The organism is Methanofollis liminatans DSM 4140 (assembly GCF_000275865.1).
In the GTDB taxonomy this organism is placed as follows: Archaea; Halobacteriota; Methanomicrobia; order Methanomicrobiales; family Methanofollaceae; genus Methanofollis; species Methanofollis liminatans.
The window spans coordinates 845,548-861,616 of the sequence record NZ_CM001555.1; the positions used below are offsets into that span (position 1 = coordinate 845,548).

General features: G+C 56.8%; 14 protein-coding genes. 4 read left to right on the forward strand and 10 right to left on the reverse strand.

Annotated elements, in window-relative coordinates; translation table 11 throughout:
* Positions 1 to 20 precede the first annotated feature (20 nt).
* The 10 genes from METLI_RS04240 to METLI_RS04285 all read right to left on the reverse strand — a co-directional run bounded on the left by METLI_RS04240 (position 21) and on the right by METLI_RS04285 (position 10,716).
* Positions 21 to 1,919: a hypothetical protein gene (locus METLI_RS04240; RefSeq protein ID WP_004038326.1), complete on the reverse strand. Its 1,899-nt coding sequence runs from the start codon at positions 1,917 to 1,919 to the stop codon at positions 21 to 23.
* Positions 1,920 to 2,181: 262 nt separating this feature from the next.
* Positions 2,182 to 3,372, reverse strand: coding sequence for a glycosyltransferase family 4 protein (locus METLI_RS04245; protein ID WP_157203212.1), 1,191 nt, complete (start codon positions 3,370 to 3,372; stop codon positions 2,182 to 2,184).
* A 15-nt stretch (positions 3,373 to 3,387) separates the two neighbouring features.
* Positions 3,388 to 3,819, reverse strand: coding sequence for a Rossmann-fold NAD(P)-binding domain-containing protein (locus METLI_RS04250; RefSeq protein ID WP_004038328.1), 432 nt, complete (start codon positions 3,817 to 3,819; stop codon positions 3,388 to 3,390).
* Complete coding sequence (locus METLI_RS04255; protein ID WP_004038329.1) at positions 3,816 to 4,916, reverse strand: DUF354 domain-containing protein; 1,101 nt, start codon at positions 4,914 to 4,916, stop codon at positions 3,816 to 3,818. Before METLI_RS04255 ends, METLI_RS04250 begins: the two co-directional genes overlap by 4 nt.
* Before the next feature lie 61 nt (positions 4,917 to 4,977).
* Complete coding sequence (locus tag METLI_RS04260) at positions 4,978 to 6,024, reverse strand: glycosyltransferase family 2 protein (RefSeq protein WP_004038330.1); 1,047 nt, start codon at positions 6,022 to 6,024, stop codon at positions 4,978 to 4,980.
* 403 nt (positions 6,025 to 6,427) lie between these two features.
* Positions 6,428 to 7,630, reverse strand: coding sequence for a magnesium transporter (locus METLI_RS04265; RefSeq protein WP_004038331.1), 1,203 nt, complete (start codon positions 7,628 to 7,630; stop codon positions 6,428 to 6,430).
* A gap of 26 nt (positions 7,631 to 7,656) precedes the next feature.
* Positions 7,657 to 8,595 carry a ribonuclease Z gene (gene rnz / locus METLI_RS04270; RefSeq protein ID WP_048104059.1) on the reverse strand — a complete coding sequence of 313 codons (939 nt, stop codon included), beginning with the start codon at positions 8,593 to 8,595 and terminating at the stop codon, positions 7,657 to 7,659.
* Positions 8,592 to 9,368 carry a sugar phosphate isomerase/epimerase family protein gene (locus METLI_RS04275; RefSeq protein ID WP_004038333.1) on the reverse strand — a complete coding sequence of 259 codons (777 nt, stop codon included), beginning with the start codon at positions 9,366 to 9,368 and terminating at the stop codon, positions 8,592 to 8,594. The genes rnz and METLI_RS04275 overlap by 4 nt, the downstream gene beginning before the upstream one ends.
* Positions 9,365 to 9,913 carry an AAA family ATPase gene (locus METLI_RS04280; protein WP_004038334.1) on the reverse strand — a complete coding sequence of 183 codons (549 nt, stop codon included), beginning with the start codon at positions 9,911 to 9,913 and terminating at the stop codon, positions 9,365 to 9,367. Before METLI_RS04280 ends, METLI_RS04275 begins: the two co-directional genes overlap by 4 nt.
* Entirely contained in the window at positions 9,910 to 10,716 is an 807-nt protein-coding gene (locus METLI_RS04285; RefSeq protein WP_004038335.1) for an anaerobic ribonucleoside-triphosphate reductase activating protein, read from the reverse strand. The genes METLI_RS04280 and METLI_RS04285 overlap by 4 nt, the downstream gene beginning before the upstream one ends.
* A gap of 242 nt (positions 10,717 to 10,958) precedes the next feature.
* On the opposite strand from METLI_RS04285, the gene thiC reads away from it, so the two are divergent.
* From thiC to METLI_RS04305, 4 genes are all read left to right on the forward strand, one after another.
* On the forward strand, positions 10,959 to 12,233 hold the full coding sequence (gene thiC, locus METLI_RS04290; protein ID WP_004038336.1) for a phosphomethylpyrimidine synthase ThiC: 1,275 nt from the start codon (positions 10,959 to 10,961) through the stop codon (positions 12,231 to 12,233).
* 240 nt (positions 12,234 to 12,473) lie between these two features.
* Positions 12,474 to 12,908, forward strand: coding sequence for a carboxymuconolactone decarboxylase family protein (locus METLI_RS04295; protein ID WP_004038337.1), 435 nt, complete (start codon positions 12,474 to 12,476; stop codon positions 12,906 to 12,908).
* Positions 12,908 to 13,495: a 5-formyltetrahydrofolate cyclo-ligase gene (locus METLI_RS04300; protein WP_004038338.1), complete on the forward strand. Its 588-nt coding sequence runs from the start codon at positions 12,908 to 12,910 to the stop codon at positions 13,493 to 13,495. Before METLI_RS04295 ends, METLI_RS04300 begins: the two co-directional genes overlap by 1 nt.
* A gap of 71 nt (positions 13,496 to 13,566) precedes the next feature.
* Complete coding sequence (locus tag METLI_RS04305; protein ID WP_004038339.1) at positions 13,567 to 15,999, forward strand: CDC48 family AAA ATPase; 2,433 nt, start codon at positions 13,567 to 13,569, stop codon at positions 15,997 to 15,999.
* Positions 16,000 to 16,069: the final 70 nt, after the last annotated feature.

Here is a 16,069-nt window from a genome sequence, read left to right on the forward strand (position 1 = left end):
CAGATCTCAGGACAATCGCATCAGCTAATGTAATATCCAGAAACATCGTCGTTCTCATACACTCTCTGCATTTTTTCGAGTTCCTTTAAATATTCTGGTCCCGGTATAACATTGCTCTCAACCTGTTTGTAGTATCCTTCCACCTGTGTAAACATTCGAATCGGTCTATTCTCCATATATCTTCTCCATATAAACACGCTGCCAGAACGATCCGACAGATCCATTGAATCGAAGGGATCATGCTTGTGCCCATAATAGACGCCAATAATACTGACGCCATATCTCAGATCACTAAATACTCTCTCCGAATGGCAAGATATTGTTTCTGCGCCCTTCATCTCTTGAATTGTGTATGTTGTCGAGATTGTTGATTCTTTTAGCCAGAGTGGACTGTCCAGGTTTGCTAAATTACTCGAAGTCGCCGTTAGCATAAAGAACGATAGGCAGGTGAAAACCACAAATATTACACATATCTGCTGCTTTCTGCTCATGAGCATGGAGATATGAATTATGGCAAATGCAGCCATGATCGCTAAAAAGAGGTATTCGAAGACGAACCAGCGGTGAGGAATAATATTTCGTATTCCAAAGAGGGGGAAAACGAAGGTTATCCCCAGAAGCAGTGTCGTGCAGACTAAGATTGAGAATGTCGTCCTTGATCTGAAATCGAAGGATAACCAGTAGAGTGCCCCGATCACTGCCAGGAATATCAGGAGCGCCAGGCCGAGGTTATTGACCAGGCTTTCAGACAGGGGTGGGAGCAGGGCCGCATATTCTGGAGCGGCCTCAGGCCTGTTTAAAAAACCTGCATGTTCTGTAACATAGGTGCTGAGCGTTGCAACGATCTGGTCAAAGAACGGGGGTCCGTCTGCACGATACTCCGCGATGAACCAGTGCTGCATAAGGCCTATAGCATATATCATCATCAACGCCGGGAAGAAAAATTTCCCTTTTTCAGAGAAAATTATGGTATAAAGGAACGAACCGGTGATTAAACCGACAAGTGCCGTGAATAATATAAATGAGGATATTGCATGCGCTATAATCATCGCAAACATCAGTATCCCTGCAGTTGCCAGCCAATTTTTTTTATTTTTCAGATTTGTAAGTTTATATATTGCAAATACCGAGAAAAAAAATATGATCGCTCCATAACTGGTCGTTTGAGGGGCGAATCCCCACCAATTCTGGTAATCACTGATATTGACGATGAGCATCCCTAAAAGTCCTATCTTTTCGCCAAACAACTCTCTTCCAATAAAGTAGACACAGATTGATGAAATTACAAGAGGAAGGATAATAGAGATCATTGATGCACCTTTTACCGGCAGGTTCAACATGATCTGAGTTAGTGCAACATCGATATGCATTATCGGAAAAAACTGTTCTTTACCGGAGAGAACTCCGATGTTACCAAGCTGCGATAACATCTCGTTCATTTTCAAATGGATCCAGTAATCGACACCAGAACCCCCGAAGAAATAAAATTTTGCGAGCTTAATATTCAACGACAGTACGATGATATTTACAATCTGGATAATAACATCTCTTTTTTTTGTTACCCCTGCGCATAATAACGCCACTATCCCCGTGCAGAGAGAGATCGAAATAAAATAGAAAATCGTTCGGTTTTCAGAAGCATGATACGTCACTAAACTTATGGCAAAAAGAATCAGAAAAGCAGCTTCGAGTACATTCTTTGTAGATTTGTCCTTACATATATGGATGTCCTCTCTCCGGGTGTCATTTATTCTGGATAATATCAAATATGCCAGAGAGGCGAAAAATAGCGCTCCACCAAGGGTTAGTAGATGGACTGTAGGGGATTTCAGGTACAGGCCCATAATGAAGGCTCCGCCTCCTAACCCCAGAATACAGGTGATGATATCCAGTTTAAGCCCTCTGATATACTCTGACATGCCTTTGTGTCGTGTTTTCATATTTTATCACTGAACCGGGGGGGCTGAAGGGAAGGTAAATCTAAATCCCTGCTCTATGACCAAAGCAAAAATTGGCTACCATTTTAATCGACTTCAGGAGTGGTGATACCTCATCAAACATGTGAAATACTATACTGCTATATAATTGTGACTGAGATCCTGAATTCACTCTGGCTCTGCGGATCATTTATGGAGCAAGAATAGGGCGATAAAATCGTCCCCTTGAAGTTTCTGATTCTTTTCAAACAGCCCCGGATCTCACATACACGTCGATAATCTCCTTTGCTATATTCTCCCACGTGTACCTATCCGCATACCGTACGATCACTTCCCGGTCCCACTCATGGTTCAGCGCTACGAGGATCTTATCCGCCAGATCACCAGAGTTGGAGGGTTCGACGAGCAGGCCATATGCATCTGAGGTGATGATCTCCTCACTTCCCCTATTTCGTGCTGAAACAACAGGCTTGCCACAGGCCAGAGCTTCGATCTGAACAACACCGAAACTTTCCGAGAGACTTGGCAGGACAAAAATATCACAGGCATTCATCCAGAGTGGTAGGGTGTCACCTGGCACAGACCCGAGCAGTTTCACCCGCTCTCCAAGGTGCAACCGGTCGATCTGCCCCTGTAGCCTCTCTCTCTCCGGTCCTGCCCCACCAATAAAGCAGAACACATCATCCCGATGGTCACAGACCTGTTGCATCGCACCGATCAGGTAATTAAATCCCTTCCTTTTGATCAGATTTCCCAGCGTGAAGATGATCTTGGGGCCTCCAGGCAGGCCGAGCCGCTCCCTTGCAACTGCCGTGTCAAGAGGGTGAAACGCCGGGGAAAATCCGTTGGGAATCGTATAGACGCATGTGTTGTGGCGTTGCAGAACAGGAATGTCCTTTCTGTTTACCCTGATAAGGGCATTGGCGCCCGACCAGGCAGTATTGATGAGGGCGTGGTTCATCTCTAACTCCTGGTCAAACCAGTTGCCGTTCTCGTGTATGGTGGTGATCACCGGCTTTCCATATTTCTCCTTCAGCCTGACACCGATATAACCGGAGGGCCAGGTGAAATGGGCATGGATGAGATCGAAGTTGAGGCGGTGATCTTCGATGCACCTCTCCGCCCCCCTCAGCCGGTTATCGATCAGGATCCTGCTCATCCGGAAGGTGGGGATATAGATACATCGTGGATAGTAGACCTCCACATTATCATAGGTATAGTCCTTGCAGAGTCTGTCTTTCTTAAGGTAGCCAAAGGAACGGAGCACCGGCGCAATTACAATGATCTTTTTGAAGTATTGTTTTATCTCAGCAATCTGATGCTTGACAAACATCTCAGCGATAAAAGACTCGTCTTCATTGGCGTAGGAGGGGGTGAGGATCAGGAGAGTCTTATTCTTCAGGCTCTCCAAAGAGTTACTCTTAGTGTTTAGCATACCGCTCATCGATACTCAGACCAACCTTTTCCCAATCCCCAGGTACACAATCTCTTCACCGCCTGTGAGCAGATTCTCCCCGTCCACGACCACCGACGAGGCCATGCGCCCCTTCACCGTTTCCACGGAGATCCACTGGAACAGGTCATGGTTCACGAGGGAGGGCGCACACTCCGCCCCGGAAAGCACCCCCTCGACGATCTTGATCACGGGCGATTCCCCGGGATCGTTGATGTTCTTCTTGTAGTTAAGGCCCATGAGGGTTATCTTCGCCCTGTAGAGGTGCTTGCTGACCTGCTGGAGACCCCATTCGGTGAGGCTGACGATGTGCATCTTCGTGAGCGCTTTGATCTCTCCAGAGATCTCAATGAAGCGGTGCGATCCTGTGGTGGCGTGGGAGAATGGATAACTGGCAGGAGAGTCTGCATGTGCAACAGCATTCCTCATAATGCGCCCCCAGGGATCGAAGCACAGGAATACTGCACTGCGGGGTGCTCCCTCATCTCCTTAAAACTCCTGGGATAATTCTCGATAAACCAGACCATAAATGCGGTCACATCGCATTTTTCCCGCACCAGGGCCTCTCCCTTTTGTTTCCCCTCCTTTCTCAGGTTGGTGTTCTCCAGCAGTTTTTTCGCCTCGGCAAGCACGGCCCCGTCGGTACAGGGCCGGGAAGAAAAATCGGTGATCAGGTGATACTTCTTCTCTTCCTCGGTGATATATCCCAGCCCGAGCGTGTTCACATAGATGGCGTGGGTGCCCAGGACCGCACACTCTGATGCGGTGGTCGCTCCTTCACCCACATAGAGCGTCGCATAATAGAGCAGGTCGTGCAGCCTCTCAGGTGAAACCCGGATACGGTACTGGCTCAACGCTTCGGGCAGCCCCTCTTCTGAGGTGATCAGGACGCGTCCATACCTCTCCAGCTCCTTTACCAGCCCTATCCTATCCCTGACGCCGTGATGGCCGACGTCATGGCTTGCATTCCAGGAGACGAAGCGGACAACAATGATCTTCTCGTCAGGGCTCAGCCCCAGATCGTCCAGAATTGCTGGATCAGGCTTAAAATAGTTCGGGTGGAGGTAGGCGAGTTCGTGGTAGCCGTCGTAGCGGATCTGCTTTTTTCCGATATCCTTTTTAAAACAGGATGGGGTGCAGACGCTGTCCGCAAAAGGGAACGTGATGCCGTTTGCAAATGCTGCGTGCTCGGTATCTGTAAAGACAATGGATTTTTTTCCTAATACTTTTGCTACATGTGCAATTGCAGGATTGCCGATACCCACCAGGATGTCGGGATCTGATCTTCGTGCAATATTGAATATTTGAAAATCTCTTTTTATCCATTCTTTCATCAGATTGAATGTCCCCCGCTTTTGCTCACCAATTGAAGTGTATTTGATATCGTACTTCGATAATAACTCCAGTGACATCTCTTTGTTTCTGGCAGTAATCTGGATATTGTGCCCCTTTTTCGTCATTTCTCTGATAAAATTTTTAAAGAAATGCACGTGGGCCGGATGACCTATGTCAATAAGGATCTTCATGTTCGTAGCACCTCCATCCTTTCAGGAGCATTATCGATAATCTCAGCACTTTTTCCCCCAGCTATGCTGCTTTTTTCCCGTTCAATTCCGCCTGCATATCAAAGAACATCGCAAAGAACAGGAACTGCATCCCGAAGATAAACATCAGGAACGAGATCCCCCCGTGCATGAACAGCACGTTATAGCCCATCACGAACTTCTCCCACAACGTGATCAGGCCGCCCAGAACCCCCAGCGGCGTGAGCACCGCGCCGGCCGCGTAAAAAAAGACCAGCGGGTGGAAACTCATCTGGACGTACTTTGTCCGAAGCCGCAGGAGGAAGTTGCCGAGGAGGAGGTTCGAGACCCGCGGGATGTAGGTGGAGTAGCGGATCTTCGACTTCTCCCGGCCGTAACGGGCGGGAATTGCCACATCCCTGACGGTCATGTTGTGGATGTTTAACCATACGAGAAGATTGTTGCAGTAACCATATCCCTGGTAGACCTCGGTGAGAGGGAGCTCGGAGAGGGCCTTCCCCGAGATCGCCGTGTATCCGTTCTGCGGGTCCATCATCTGCCAGTAGCCCGAGGCGATTTTGGTGAGGAAGGTGAGGACGGAGTTGCCGAAACTCCGCCACCCCGGCATCCCCTTCCGGTAGGCGTCGCTGACCAGACGGTTTCCTTTCGTATAATCGGCCTTCCCCTCAACGATCGGGTCGAGGAGGGAGGGTAGATGGGCGGGGTCCATCTGGTTGTCCCCGGCCATCACCGCCACGACGTCCATGCCGTCCTCGACGGCCTGCAGGTATCCCGAGGTGATCGCCGCTCCCACGCCCCGGTTCGGGCGGTGGTGGATCGGGACGACTCTGGCGTCGTACCTGGCATATGCGTCGATGATCGCCCCGGTCCGGTCCTGAGAACCGTCGTTGACAACGTACACCCGCGCCACATACCCGGGGATCGAACCCATAGTGTCGCCGATCAGGTCCTCCTCGTTATATGCCGGCACCACCACGGCGACCCGTTTTCCGCGGTAATCTGGTTCCTCAACAGCGGGGGTGAACGGCAGAGTTTTCGTCGTTGATTTCGCCGATACAACCTCCGAGACCCCTGAGGCCATAGCGGTCATTGGCCCTCCTCATATCTGACTGAATCCTTAAACAAAGATGCATCCCCCCGTATGCTTGTGAAATGTCGTCTATCTGGCAATTTTATCGTTAGAATATATTTCATGTGTGATATTCATAATTGTATATAATTGTTTTTACTCATTTTATTTGCCGATAGGTCAGATAAATGTTTGATTTTTCAGGAAATGGTATTGGTATAAAGGGTGGCATGTATAAAAATTTAGATAAATATTAAAATCCGAGCTATGTGGTTTTAATATCAAATTCTGAGTTAAAGTCCGGGAATAAATATGGGTGCGAGCACGCATTCTTCACAAATTTTCCCGGTGGGTGCCTGTGGGGAAGGATAGCGTGGATCTCATTAAGCCTGATATCTTCCGTCGTTTGCGTATCGGTGTTTTTTCAGAGGACGATCTCAATGACGGTGATGAGCGCCACGGCGCCGAGGAGGTCGATCGCCGAGGTGATCACCGGGATGCCGAAGTTGTCCGGGTCAAAACCGTAGCGAAATGAGAGCGTCGCCGTCAGGTAGGCAATGCCGTTGACCATTGTTATTACGCCGAGGCCGGCGGCAGTGGCGATCGTGACCATCGCCAGGAGTCCTGGAGACGACACGTCGAGGACGAGAGCGGCGAGATGGGCAAGGGCGGCCATCAGGGGCATGAGGAGCAGGGTGAAGAGATAGGCCTGTGCGAAGTGTACGGTCACGCTCCCCTGCGGTGCGATTGCCGGGGTGATGATGCCGAGGTGCATGCCGGTACCCAGGCGCGAGCAGAGAATCCCTCCGATAGAACCGCAGATCCCGGCAAACGGTGGTATCAGGATGAGGAGAGCACCAAGACTGACGAGCCGGTCGAGAGACGTCGAGTAGGCGATGCCGGCGAAGGCCCCGAGGACGCAGAGGGGGATCAGAAGAGGAAGAACCTCCTGCACAATGCCCCGTCCCCGTCCCCCCGCGACCCACGCGTATATGCTCATCGCCCCTGCAAGGACAATGGCGATGCCGAAGAGCCCCACCCTGACCGAAGGAGGGAGGGCGAGGACCGCGACCGCCGTCATGGCAAGCACCGGGATGGTGACCAGGTCGCCAAGGGTCGTCACGGCCGGGGCAGCGATCATGTCCAGATCGACGCCCCGCCGGTAGGAGAGAACCGAGATCAGGACGGTGAACCCCATCAGGATCAGCCCTGACAGGATTCCTGCCACAAGGGAGATGAGCACCAGGTCGCCGGCACCGATCACCGGGAGACCTGTTGCTGCGCTCAGGAGCGGGGCGATGACCCCAAGGGCCGCTGCGGTGGCGATGGTGAGGAGTAAGGAGGCGTGGAGGTTTCCGGCCAGCACCCCGCCCTGCTCGAAGGTGCCGGAAAATTCGCCGAGGTGCATGGAAGAGGAGAGTCTGGACGCAAGCACTCCTGAGATGCTCCCCCGCATGTTGATCGTCGGCGGGACGAGCACCATCAGCCCGGGAATCAGGGTGAGGAGGTCACTGATAGAGGAGAGATACGAGCCTGCAACGATGGCGACGCCCGTGCTGATGAGGAGTGCAACAAGCCCGGTCAGAAAGAGGCGCCTCTCGCGCCCCCGTACACCCGCCTGACTCATCGTCACACTCCCCTGTCATGCTCACTTCACTCCCTGAAGGGGATCTCGACCATCGTCAGGTCGGACGGTGCGAGTACCTCTCCCTCAAATCTCTGCCCTGCATCCTGTATATGGTTTGCCGTGGACGTATAGCGCGAGCTGATATGGACGAGGGCGAGCGTCTGTGCTCTGAGCGCCGCCGCCGCCTCTCCTGCCTCGCCGGCGGTGGAGTGGAAGACCTCGCCGGCACGGTCCAGTTCGGTGTCGTCGAAGGTGGCATCGTGGATGAGGAGATCGGCGTCTTCGAGCCCTGATATCGGGCCGTGATGAAGCGGCCTGGTGTCGCCTGAGTAGATGACCGTCCGGCCGCGCCGCGGCGGGCCGAGGATCTTGTCGGGCGTGACGGTGACCTCCTCTCCGTCCCGCACAACCGTGACCGCTTCGCCCCGCTGGAGGCGGCCGAAGAGCGGGCCTGGCTGAACGCCGAGGGATATCGCCTTTTCCCGGTCGAAACGCCCCGGACGGCTGTCCTCCCTGAGGACATAGCCGAGGCTCGTCATGCCGTGGCAGGTCGCGAACGCCTCTACCTGATAACCGTCGAAGCGGACGATCGATCCCGGTGCCAGCGTGACTGGCTGGAGGTCGAAGCTGAGTCGGGTTCTGCCGATCTTGAGTGTGTAATCCACAAAATCATGGACTCCTTCGGGCCCGTAGACGGGGAGGGGTTCGGTCCGGCCGTTGAAGGCGAGGGTCTGGACAAGACCCGGAACGCCGAGGAAGTGGTCGGCGTGCCAGTGGGTGATGAAGATGGCGTCGACGAGAAAACCGGTCCTCGCCCGCATCATCTGCTGCTGCGCCCCTTCGCCGCAGTCGAAGAGCAGGGTGTCAGAGCCCCGCCTGATCATGACGCAGGAGGGGTTCCGGTTCGGCGTGGGCAGGGCCCCGGCCGTTCCGAGGAAGTACACCTGCAGGGTCTCTCCGGCTATACAAACCACCTCCTGAAGACATCGAGGCTCTTTTTTGCCTCTTCGATGCTCCGTCCCTCGATCACAACCACCTCGCCCCCATATCCCGCCGCAATGGCATGGCCGACTTTTTTCCAGTTGATGGTGCCGTCGCCGAGGGCGAGGTGTTCGTCAGAGCTGCCATGGTTGTCGTGGATATGGAGATGGCTGGCGTTTTTGATCTGGGCGAGAAAACCGTCGACTTTCCTGACGGTGTTTGCATGGCCGATATCGAAGGTGATTCCGATCCCTTCGATCCCCTCGGTGATCCCGAGGAGTTCTAAGGGGTCGTGGCAGAGGAATTCCGGAATATTGATCATGTTCTCCAGGCAGGCCACAACGCCGTGATCGCATGCGCACCGCCCGATCACCCGCAACGCCTCTTTCTGCTGCTCCCATACCTTTTCTGGCAGGAGTTTTCCGGCCGGGGAGAGATACCCCGGATGCATGGTGACCCGATCGGTGAGGTCGGCGGCGTGCTCGATGCAGGAGCAGATCTGCCTGACCGATTCCCGCCAGATGGGGTCGTTGATGGAGGCGGGGTTGAGATCGGCATACGGGGCGTGCACGGTCACGGCAAGGCCCGTGCTTTCGATGACGTCACAGATTACCTGTTTGTTCGCCGGTTTTTCCAGGCGGTAATTGCCGTCCGCCGAGATCTCCCACCCGGAGAAATCTGCTTCCTCTATCCCGAAGACCCATTCGGGTGATTCCCATACCTTTGACGATGAGGAAAAATACGGTTTGACGCTCATTCGCACCCTCCGACGGCGTCGAGGAGACGGGCGACCCGTCTGCCGTATTCCTCTACCGTGGCTTCATTCTCGATATATATGTCTGCCGTGGCAAGGGCGTCGCCAAGCCCCCACCCGAGTTCGCGCTCGTCCCTCCGTCTCAGGTCTTCGGCCGAGTGCGGGTCGTCTGAGCGGCCGCGGCTGCCGAGGCGGCGGAGCCTTGTTTCAAAGGAGGCCCTGACCCCGACAAGTAGAAATGCGGGAAAACGCTCCCTGAAGATCGCCACCTCGGCCCCGCCCCTGATCCCGTCGATGAGGGCGACCGGTGCGCCGGTCTCCTCCACCGCCGGGACCGTGAGGTGAGCGACGGCGTCCATGCCGTAGGTCGCCCTCAGTTCGGCTGAAATTCTGCCCATATTCTCGTCGGTCAGCGGGAGGCCGGCACCGGCAACGGCACGCCTGATCATGTCTCCCATCACCACGACCGGGATGCCCCGGTCCGCTGCTATCCGTGAAAACTCGCCTTTCCCGCTTGCCGGCATTCCGACAACACCGATGACCTTCATCTCATACTCCGTATCCCGCTCATATCGATGCTCTCCCCGCGCATGATGCGCCTGCCCTCATAGACCACCTCGCCGTCCTCGCGGGTGCGGATCTTCACCGACCGCCTGATCCGGTCGGCGATCTCTGCAAACTCCCCGAACGTCAGGGGGGAGACGCCTCTGACGATCCCCTGCTGGAGGACCAGATCGACGTCTTCTGTCTCTCTTGATATATAGGGGATATCGTCCTCGCACCCCCTGAACACGGTCACGACCGCTTCAAACTCCGGGAGAACGCCGCTCTTATGCGCCTCGGTGCAGAGTGCAAGCGATTCTTTCACCCGGTCTGCATAGTCCACCTTGAAGAGGTTGCGATAATGGCTCCACCTGGTCTTGATGTCGAGGGAGATCTTGTCGACGAGGTGCTCTTCCAGGAGGACGCGGATGGTCCCGGGAAAGACGCCGTTCGTCTGGAGCCCGACGCCAAGGCCCATCTCTTGTACGCCCCGGGCAAGGGCGACGAGGGCCTCTTTCTGCATCGTCGCCTCTCCGCCCGAGAAGACCACGCCGGTGGTGAGGAGGGTTGTGTCCCTGATCATGGCGAGAATTTCGTCTATGTCGCGCTCGTCCCGGCCCTCCTGCAGGGCGACGTTCTGGCAGTAGTGGCACCTGACAGGACAGCCGCGCAGGAAGACCGTGCAGACGGCCCTGCCTCGCCAGTCCACGGTGCTGAGTGGTATGAACCCTCCGAAATTCGCCTTCAAAAACCCACCGTCGTTATATCTTGGGTGAGGAGTTTTATAGAATCTATCTTGCAGGAACATGTGGTTAGGGGGGGTTCAGAATTTTGCCTCGACGTAGGTGAATGGACGGTTGCAGGGCATGCCGGTGCCGGGGAGGTTAACAATGCGAACGGGCGAATAAACCCGGCAAAAACGGCCTGAACTATCTGATAAATCCATCTTGCACAAACGTAAACAAATTTACTTGTGGGGCGATCAAGCACATTTGTGCCAGAAAATGGAAATACGAGCCTTTATCTGGTTATTTTTCCAACGAGATAGGTATGAGTCTCTTAGAGGATGCCAGGCGTGGCGTCATCACCGAAGAAATGAAGATCGTGGCGGCAAATGAAGGGGTCACCGAGGAGTTTGTCAGGCGCGGCGTTGCCGAAGGCCATATCACCATCCCGGTCTCGCCGTATCGCAAGGTCAAGATCTGCGGGATCGGCGAAGGCCTGCGCACCAAGGTGAACGCCTCCATCGGCACCTCCACCGATATCGTGGACGTGGACCAGGAGATCGAGAAGGTGCGGATGGCCGAGAAGGCCGGCGCCGACACCCTGATGGAGCTCTCGACCGGCGGCGACTTCCTCGAGATCAGGCGTCGCGTCATCGAGAACACCTCGCTCTCGGTCGGTTCGGTGCCCCTGTACCAGGCCTTCATCGAGGCGGCCAGGAACCAGGGCGGCGTTGTCTTCATGAACCCCGACGATCTCTTCAGGATCACCGCGGAGCAGGCGAAGCTCGGCACGAACTTCATGGCCATTCACACCGGCATCAATCTGGAGACCATGAAGCGGCTGAAGAACCAGGGTCGGCACGGCGGCCTCGTCTCCCGCGGCGGCGCCTTCATGACGGCGTGGATGCTGCACAACGAGCAGGAGAACCCGCTCTATGCCGAATTCGACTACCTGCTCGAGATCCTCAAGGAGCACGAGGTCACCCTCTCCTTCGGGAACGGCATGCGCTCAGGCGCCGTCCATGACGCCACCGACCGGGCGCAGCTCCAGGAACTGATCATCAACGCCGAACTCGCCGACAAGGCGAACGCCTTCGGCGTCCAGACGATCATCGAAGGGCCGGGCCACATCCCCCTCGACGAGATCGAGGCGAACGTCATCGTCCAGAAGCGGGTCACCAACAGGAAACCCTTCTACATGCTCGGCCCCCTGGTCACCGACATCGCACCGGGCTACGACGACCGTGTCGCCGCCATCGGCGCCTCCCTCTCCTCGGCCTACGGCGCCGACTTCATCTGCTATGTGACGCCGGCCGAGCACCTTGCCCTGCCCACCCCCGAGGAGGTCTATGAAGGCGTGATGAGCTCCCGCATTGCCGCCCACGTCGGCGACATGATCAAGCTGAAGAAGCGCGACGCCGACCTCGAGATGGGCCATGCCCGCCGCGACCTCGACTGGGGCCGCCAGTTCGCCGTGGCCATGAACCCCGAGCGCGCAAAGGCGATCAGGGACGAGCGGATGCCCGCCGACACCGACGGCTGCACGATGTGCGGCGACTACTGTGCGCTGAAGATCGTGAACAAGAACTTCCACTTCTAAATCTTTTTTGTTCTTCTCCCGTTCATCCGGGAACCTTCCATCTCAGGTCCGCTCTCCGCGTGCTCTGTCTCGACCGCCCCGGCACACCTGTTCGTTCATCTGAAGAAACGAAGTCCTGAGATGGTCTTCAGCCCCTCGCGTCTTTTCGCGGCTTCGCGTGAGATTCTCCCCTCCCTATGGCAAATGTCCGCTGGAGGGGAAAGAGATAGACCCATATGAGTCGCCGTCGATAATGCTTTTATGAAGCCGGAAAACCAGAAGACCATCGATGAATTCCTCTCTCGTGCAGACGAGATGGGAGACGACATCATCGCACAGACAGAGGAATGGCTCGGCGTCGTGCCCTTTATCTTCACCCTGATGCGCGAACGCCCCGAAGCCTTCGCCCTCTCGGTGCTCGGCGACTACCATACCGCCCGCCCGGCAAGCCTCGACCCGAAGACCGCGGAGCTGGTGGCGATCGCCGCCGCTGCCGGTGCCGGTGCCGACAACTGCGTGCGGGTGCATATCGGAACGGCCCTGAAGGAAGGGGCGACCAGAGACGAGATCCTCGACACCATCCTCATCGCCGGCATCATCGGCAAGACCCATGTCCTTGCCCCGGCCCTCAGGGCGTTCAGGGACAGGCTGCCAGAGGCGGATTCTTTATCCACGAGTCCGAAGAATAGATCGTGATGAATACCGCGCCCATGGGGCAGGCTCAGATAAAGCAGGCAATGCGCCTTGAGGCGAAGGCCCGCCGGTGTGCCCTCTCCCCCGAAGCGATCGAGGAGAAAAGCCGGACGATCGCCGACCGCCTCCTCGCCCTCGCCGACGGCGCAGGGACGGTGATGGTCTATGTCTCAAAGCCCCCTGAGGTCGAGACTGCCGGGCTGATCGACGCCCTCCTTTCCGCCGGAAAACGGGTCGTCGTCCCGATCATCGAGAAGGAGCGGCGAACGCTTCGCCTCTCCTATCTGACCGATAGGTCGGTCCTTGTCGAGAGCACCTTCCATGTCCCCGAACCGATCGGCAGCGAGGTGCCGGCCTCCCCTGACGACCTCGACCTGATCGTCGTCCCGGTCGTCGGCTTCGACCGGACCGGCAGCCGCATCGGCTACGGCGCCGGGTATTATGACCGTTTCCTCTCCCGGGCACCCGATGTCCCGGTGGTCGGCGCTGCTTTTTCGTGCCAGGAAGTGCCGTCCGTCCCCTGCGAAGCCTTTGACCGCCGAATGGACCTGGTCGTTACCGAGGAAGAAGTTATCGCCTGCAGTTGTTAGTGCCGCATTGCGATCTTTTATATATTGGTGTCACTAACTTTGAGTAAATCCCATTCACTGGAGATATACTCATGCAGAAAGATCAGATTGAAGTAACGGTGAAGGAGGCCTATCACGAGGATGCCGGTCGGGGGATCGCACGCCTCGGCATGGACGTGATGAAGGCCCTCAACCTCGTTTCCGGCGATGTGATCGAGATCCAGGGCAAGCAGAAGGCCGCGGCCATCGTCTGGCCCGGCTATCCCGAGGACATCGGGAAAGGCATCATCAGGATCGACGGCAACATCCGCGGCAACGCTCATACCGGCATCGACGATACCGTCAAAATCCGGAAGGTGGAGGCAGGTTACGGCCAGAAGGTCGTCTTCCAGCCGACCCAGCCGATCCGTCTCGTCGGCGGCGAACAGTACCTCAAACGGCTGATGAACGGCAGGCCGGTCGTCGAGGGGCAGACCTTCAGGATCAATGTCCTGGGCAACCCCCTGACCTTCGTCGTCGCCAAGGTCTCGCCCCGGGGGATCGCGATCATCAACGACTCGACCGAGATCGAGCTGAAGGAGACGCCGTACAAGCCTGAGGAAGGGAAGCGCAAGGAGGTCTCCGACGTCCACTACGAGGACATCGGCGGCCTCGGCCGCGAGCTCGACATGGTCAGGGAGATGATCGAACTCCCGCTCAGGCACCCCGAGATCTTCGAGCGCCTCGGGATCGAGCCCCCGAAGGGCGTGCTCCTCTACGGCCCGCCAGGCACGGGCAAGACCCTGATCGCGAAGGCTGTCGCAAACGAGGTGGATGCCAACTTCATCTCCATCTCGGGCCCCGAGATCATGGGCAAGTACTATGGCGAGTCAGAGGAGCGGCTGCGCGAGGTCTTTGAAAAAGCGCAGGAGAACGCCCCGACGATCGTCTTCATCGACGAGATCGACTCGATCGCCCCCAAGCGCGAGGAGACGAAGGGCGAGGTGGAGCGGCGGGTCGTCGCCCAGCTCCTCTCCTTGATGGACGGGCTCAAGACCAGGGGACAGGTCGTCGTCATCGCGGCGACGAACATCCCCGACGCCATCGACCCGGCCCTGCGCCGGGGCGGGCGGTTCGACCGCGAGATCGAGATCGGCATCCCCGACCGGAAGGGGCGGCACGAGATCTTCCAGGTGCACACCCGCGGCGTTCCCCTTGCGGAGAGCGTCGACCTCCAGCATCTCGCCGACGTGACCCACGGCTTCGTCGGCGCCGACATCTCACTCCTGGTAAAGGAGGCGGCGATGCACGCCCTCCGGCAGGTGATCCCGAAGATCAAGATCGAGGAGGAGATCCCGGCCGAACTGATCGAGAAACTGCGGGTCACGGCCGAGGACTTCGACGAGGCCAGAAAGCATGTCGAGCCCTCGGCGATGCGCGAGGTGCTCGTCGAGGTGCCGAACGTCTCCTGGGAGGACGTCGGCGGGCTTGAAGACGTGAAGGCCGAACTCACCGAGGCGGTGGAATGGCCGCTGAAGTACCCTGAGATCTTTGCCCGGATGCAGACCAAACCCCCGAAGGGGATCCTCCTCTTCGGCCCGCCCGGAACAGGAAAGACCCTGCTCGCCAAAGCGACGGCGAACGAGAGCGAGTGCAACTTCATCTCGGTAAAGGGGCCTGAGCTCCTCTCGAAGTGGGTCGGCGAATCTGAAAAGGGCGTGCGCGAGATCTTCCGCAAGGCGCGGCAGGCGTCCCCGTCGATCATCTTCTTCGATGAGATCGATGCCCTCGTGCCAAAGCGCGGCTCGTATGCCGACTCCTCGCACGTGACCGAGAGCGTCGTCTCCCAGCTCCTCACTGAGCTCGACGGGCTGGAGGAGCTCAAAAGCGTCATGGTCCTCGGCGCCACAAACCGCCCTGACATGCTCGACGACGCCCTCCTGCGCCCGGGCCGCCTCGACCGGATCGTCTATGTCCCCCCGCCCGACCTGGAGAGCCGGAAGAAGATCTTCGAGGTCTACCTGAAGGGCACCGAGGAGATGATGGCATCTGACGTCGACATCGACGATCTCGTCGCCCGGAGCGACGGCTACGTCGGCGCCGACATCGAAGCGGTCGTCAGGGAGGCGAAACTCGCGGCGATGCGGGAGTTCATCGCGGCGATGAAGGACAAGACTGCCGAGGAGCGCACCGATGCCATCGGCAACGTCAGGGTCACGAAGAAGCACTTCGACACCGCCTTTGGAAAGGTGAAGGGCTCGCTCTCGCCTGAGAGCCTCGAAGAGTTCGAGCGGCTCTCCTGGGAGATCCTCTACTCCCACGAACAGCGTTCGGTCCTCGAAAAGGCCGCCGCCCTTGTTAAACGGGCCGGACTTGCGGCAGGGAAAGGCGGCGATGAGGTCGCAACCCTCGCAGGGGACCTCAGGAAGGCGGTCTACGCGAGAACAAAAGATCTCGCCGGGATCAGGGCCCTCTCAGAAAAACTTGAAGTCGCGCTCGAGAAGAAGAGGCCTGCAACCATTCCCGCGCCCATGCACGGGAGCTGACCTCCCCCCTTTTTCTACAGCGATGCCCCTGAACGAGAACTCCCTGGCTACATGCGCCCAAATCCACTTA

What these genes read in the sequence shown, in the direction of transcription:
- METLI_RS04275 (WP_004038333.1), bottom strand. Translation starts at nt 9,368, where the DNA reads ATGAGCGTCAAACCGTATTTTTCCTCATCGTCAAAGGTATGGGAATCA.
- METLI_RS04240 (WP_004038326.1), bottom strand. Translation starts at nt 1,919, where the DNA reads ATGTCAGAGTATATCAGAGGGCTTAAACTGGATATCATCACCTGTATT.
- METLI_RS04305 (WP_004038339.1), top strand. Translation starts at nt 13,567, where the DNA reads ATGCAGAAAGATCAGATTGAAGTAACGGTGAAGGAGGCCTATCACGAG.
- METLI_RS04285 (WP_004038335.1), bottom strand. Translation starts at nt 10,716, where the DNA reads ATGTTCCTGCAAGATAGATTCTATAAAACTCCTCACCCAAGATATAAC.
- thiC (WP_004038336.1), top strand. Translation starts at nt 10,959, where the DNA reads ATGAGTCTCTTAGAGGATGCCAGGCGTGGCGTCATCACCGAAGAAATG.
- METLI_RS04265 (WP_004038331.1), bottom strand. Translation starts at nt 7,630, where the DNA reads ATGAGTCAGGCGGGTGTACGGGGGCGCGAGAGGCGCCTCTTTCTGACC.
- METLI_RS04295 (WP_004038337.1), top strand. Translation starts at nt 12,474, where the DNA reads ATGAAGCCGGAAAACCAGAAGACCATCGATGAATTCCTCTCTCGTGCA.
- METLI_RS04300 (WP_004038338.1), top strand. Translation starts at nt 12,908, where the DNA reads ATGAATACCGCGCCCATGGGGCAGGCTCAGATAAAGCAGGCAATGCGC.
- METLI_RS04255 (WP_004038329.1), bottom strand. Translation starts at nt 4,916, where the DNA reads ATGAAGATCCTTATTGACATAGGTCATCCGGCCCACGTGCATTTCTTT.
- METLI_RS04245 (WP_157203212.1), bottom strand. Translation starts at nt 3,372, where the DNA reads ATGCTAAACACTAAGAGTAACTCTTTGGAGAGCCTGAAGAATAAGACT.
- METLI_RS04250 (WP_004038328.1), bottom strand. Translation starts at nt 3,819, where the DNA reads ATGAGGAATGCTGTTGCACATGCAGACTCTCCTGCCAGTTATCCATTC.
- METLI_RS04280 (WP_004038334.1), bottom strand. Translation starts at nt 9,913, where the DNA reads ATGAAGGTCATCGGTGTTGTCGGAATGCCGGCAAGCGGGAAAGGCGAG.
- METLI_RS04260 (WP_004038330.1), bottom strand. Translation starts at nt 6,024, where the DNA reads ATGACCGCTATGGCCTCAGGGGTCTCGGAGGTTGTATCGGCGAAATCA.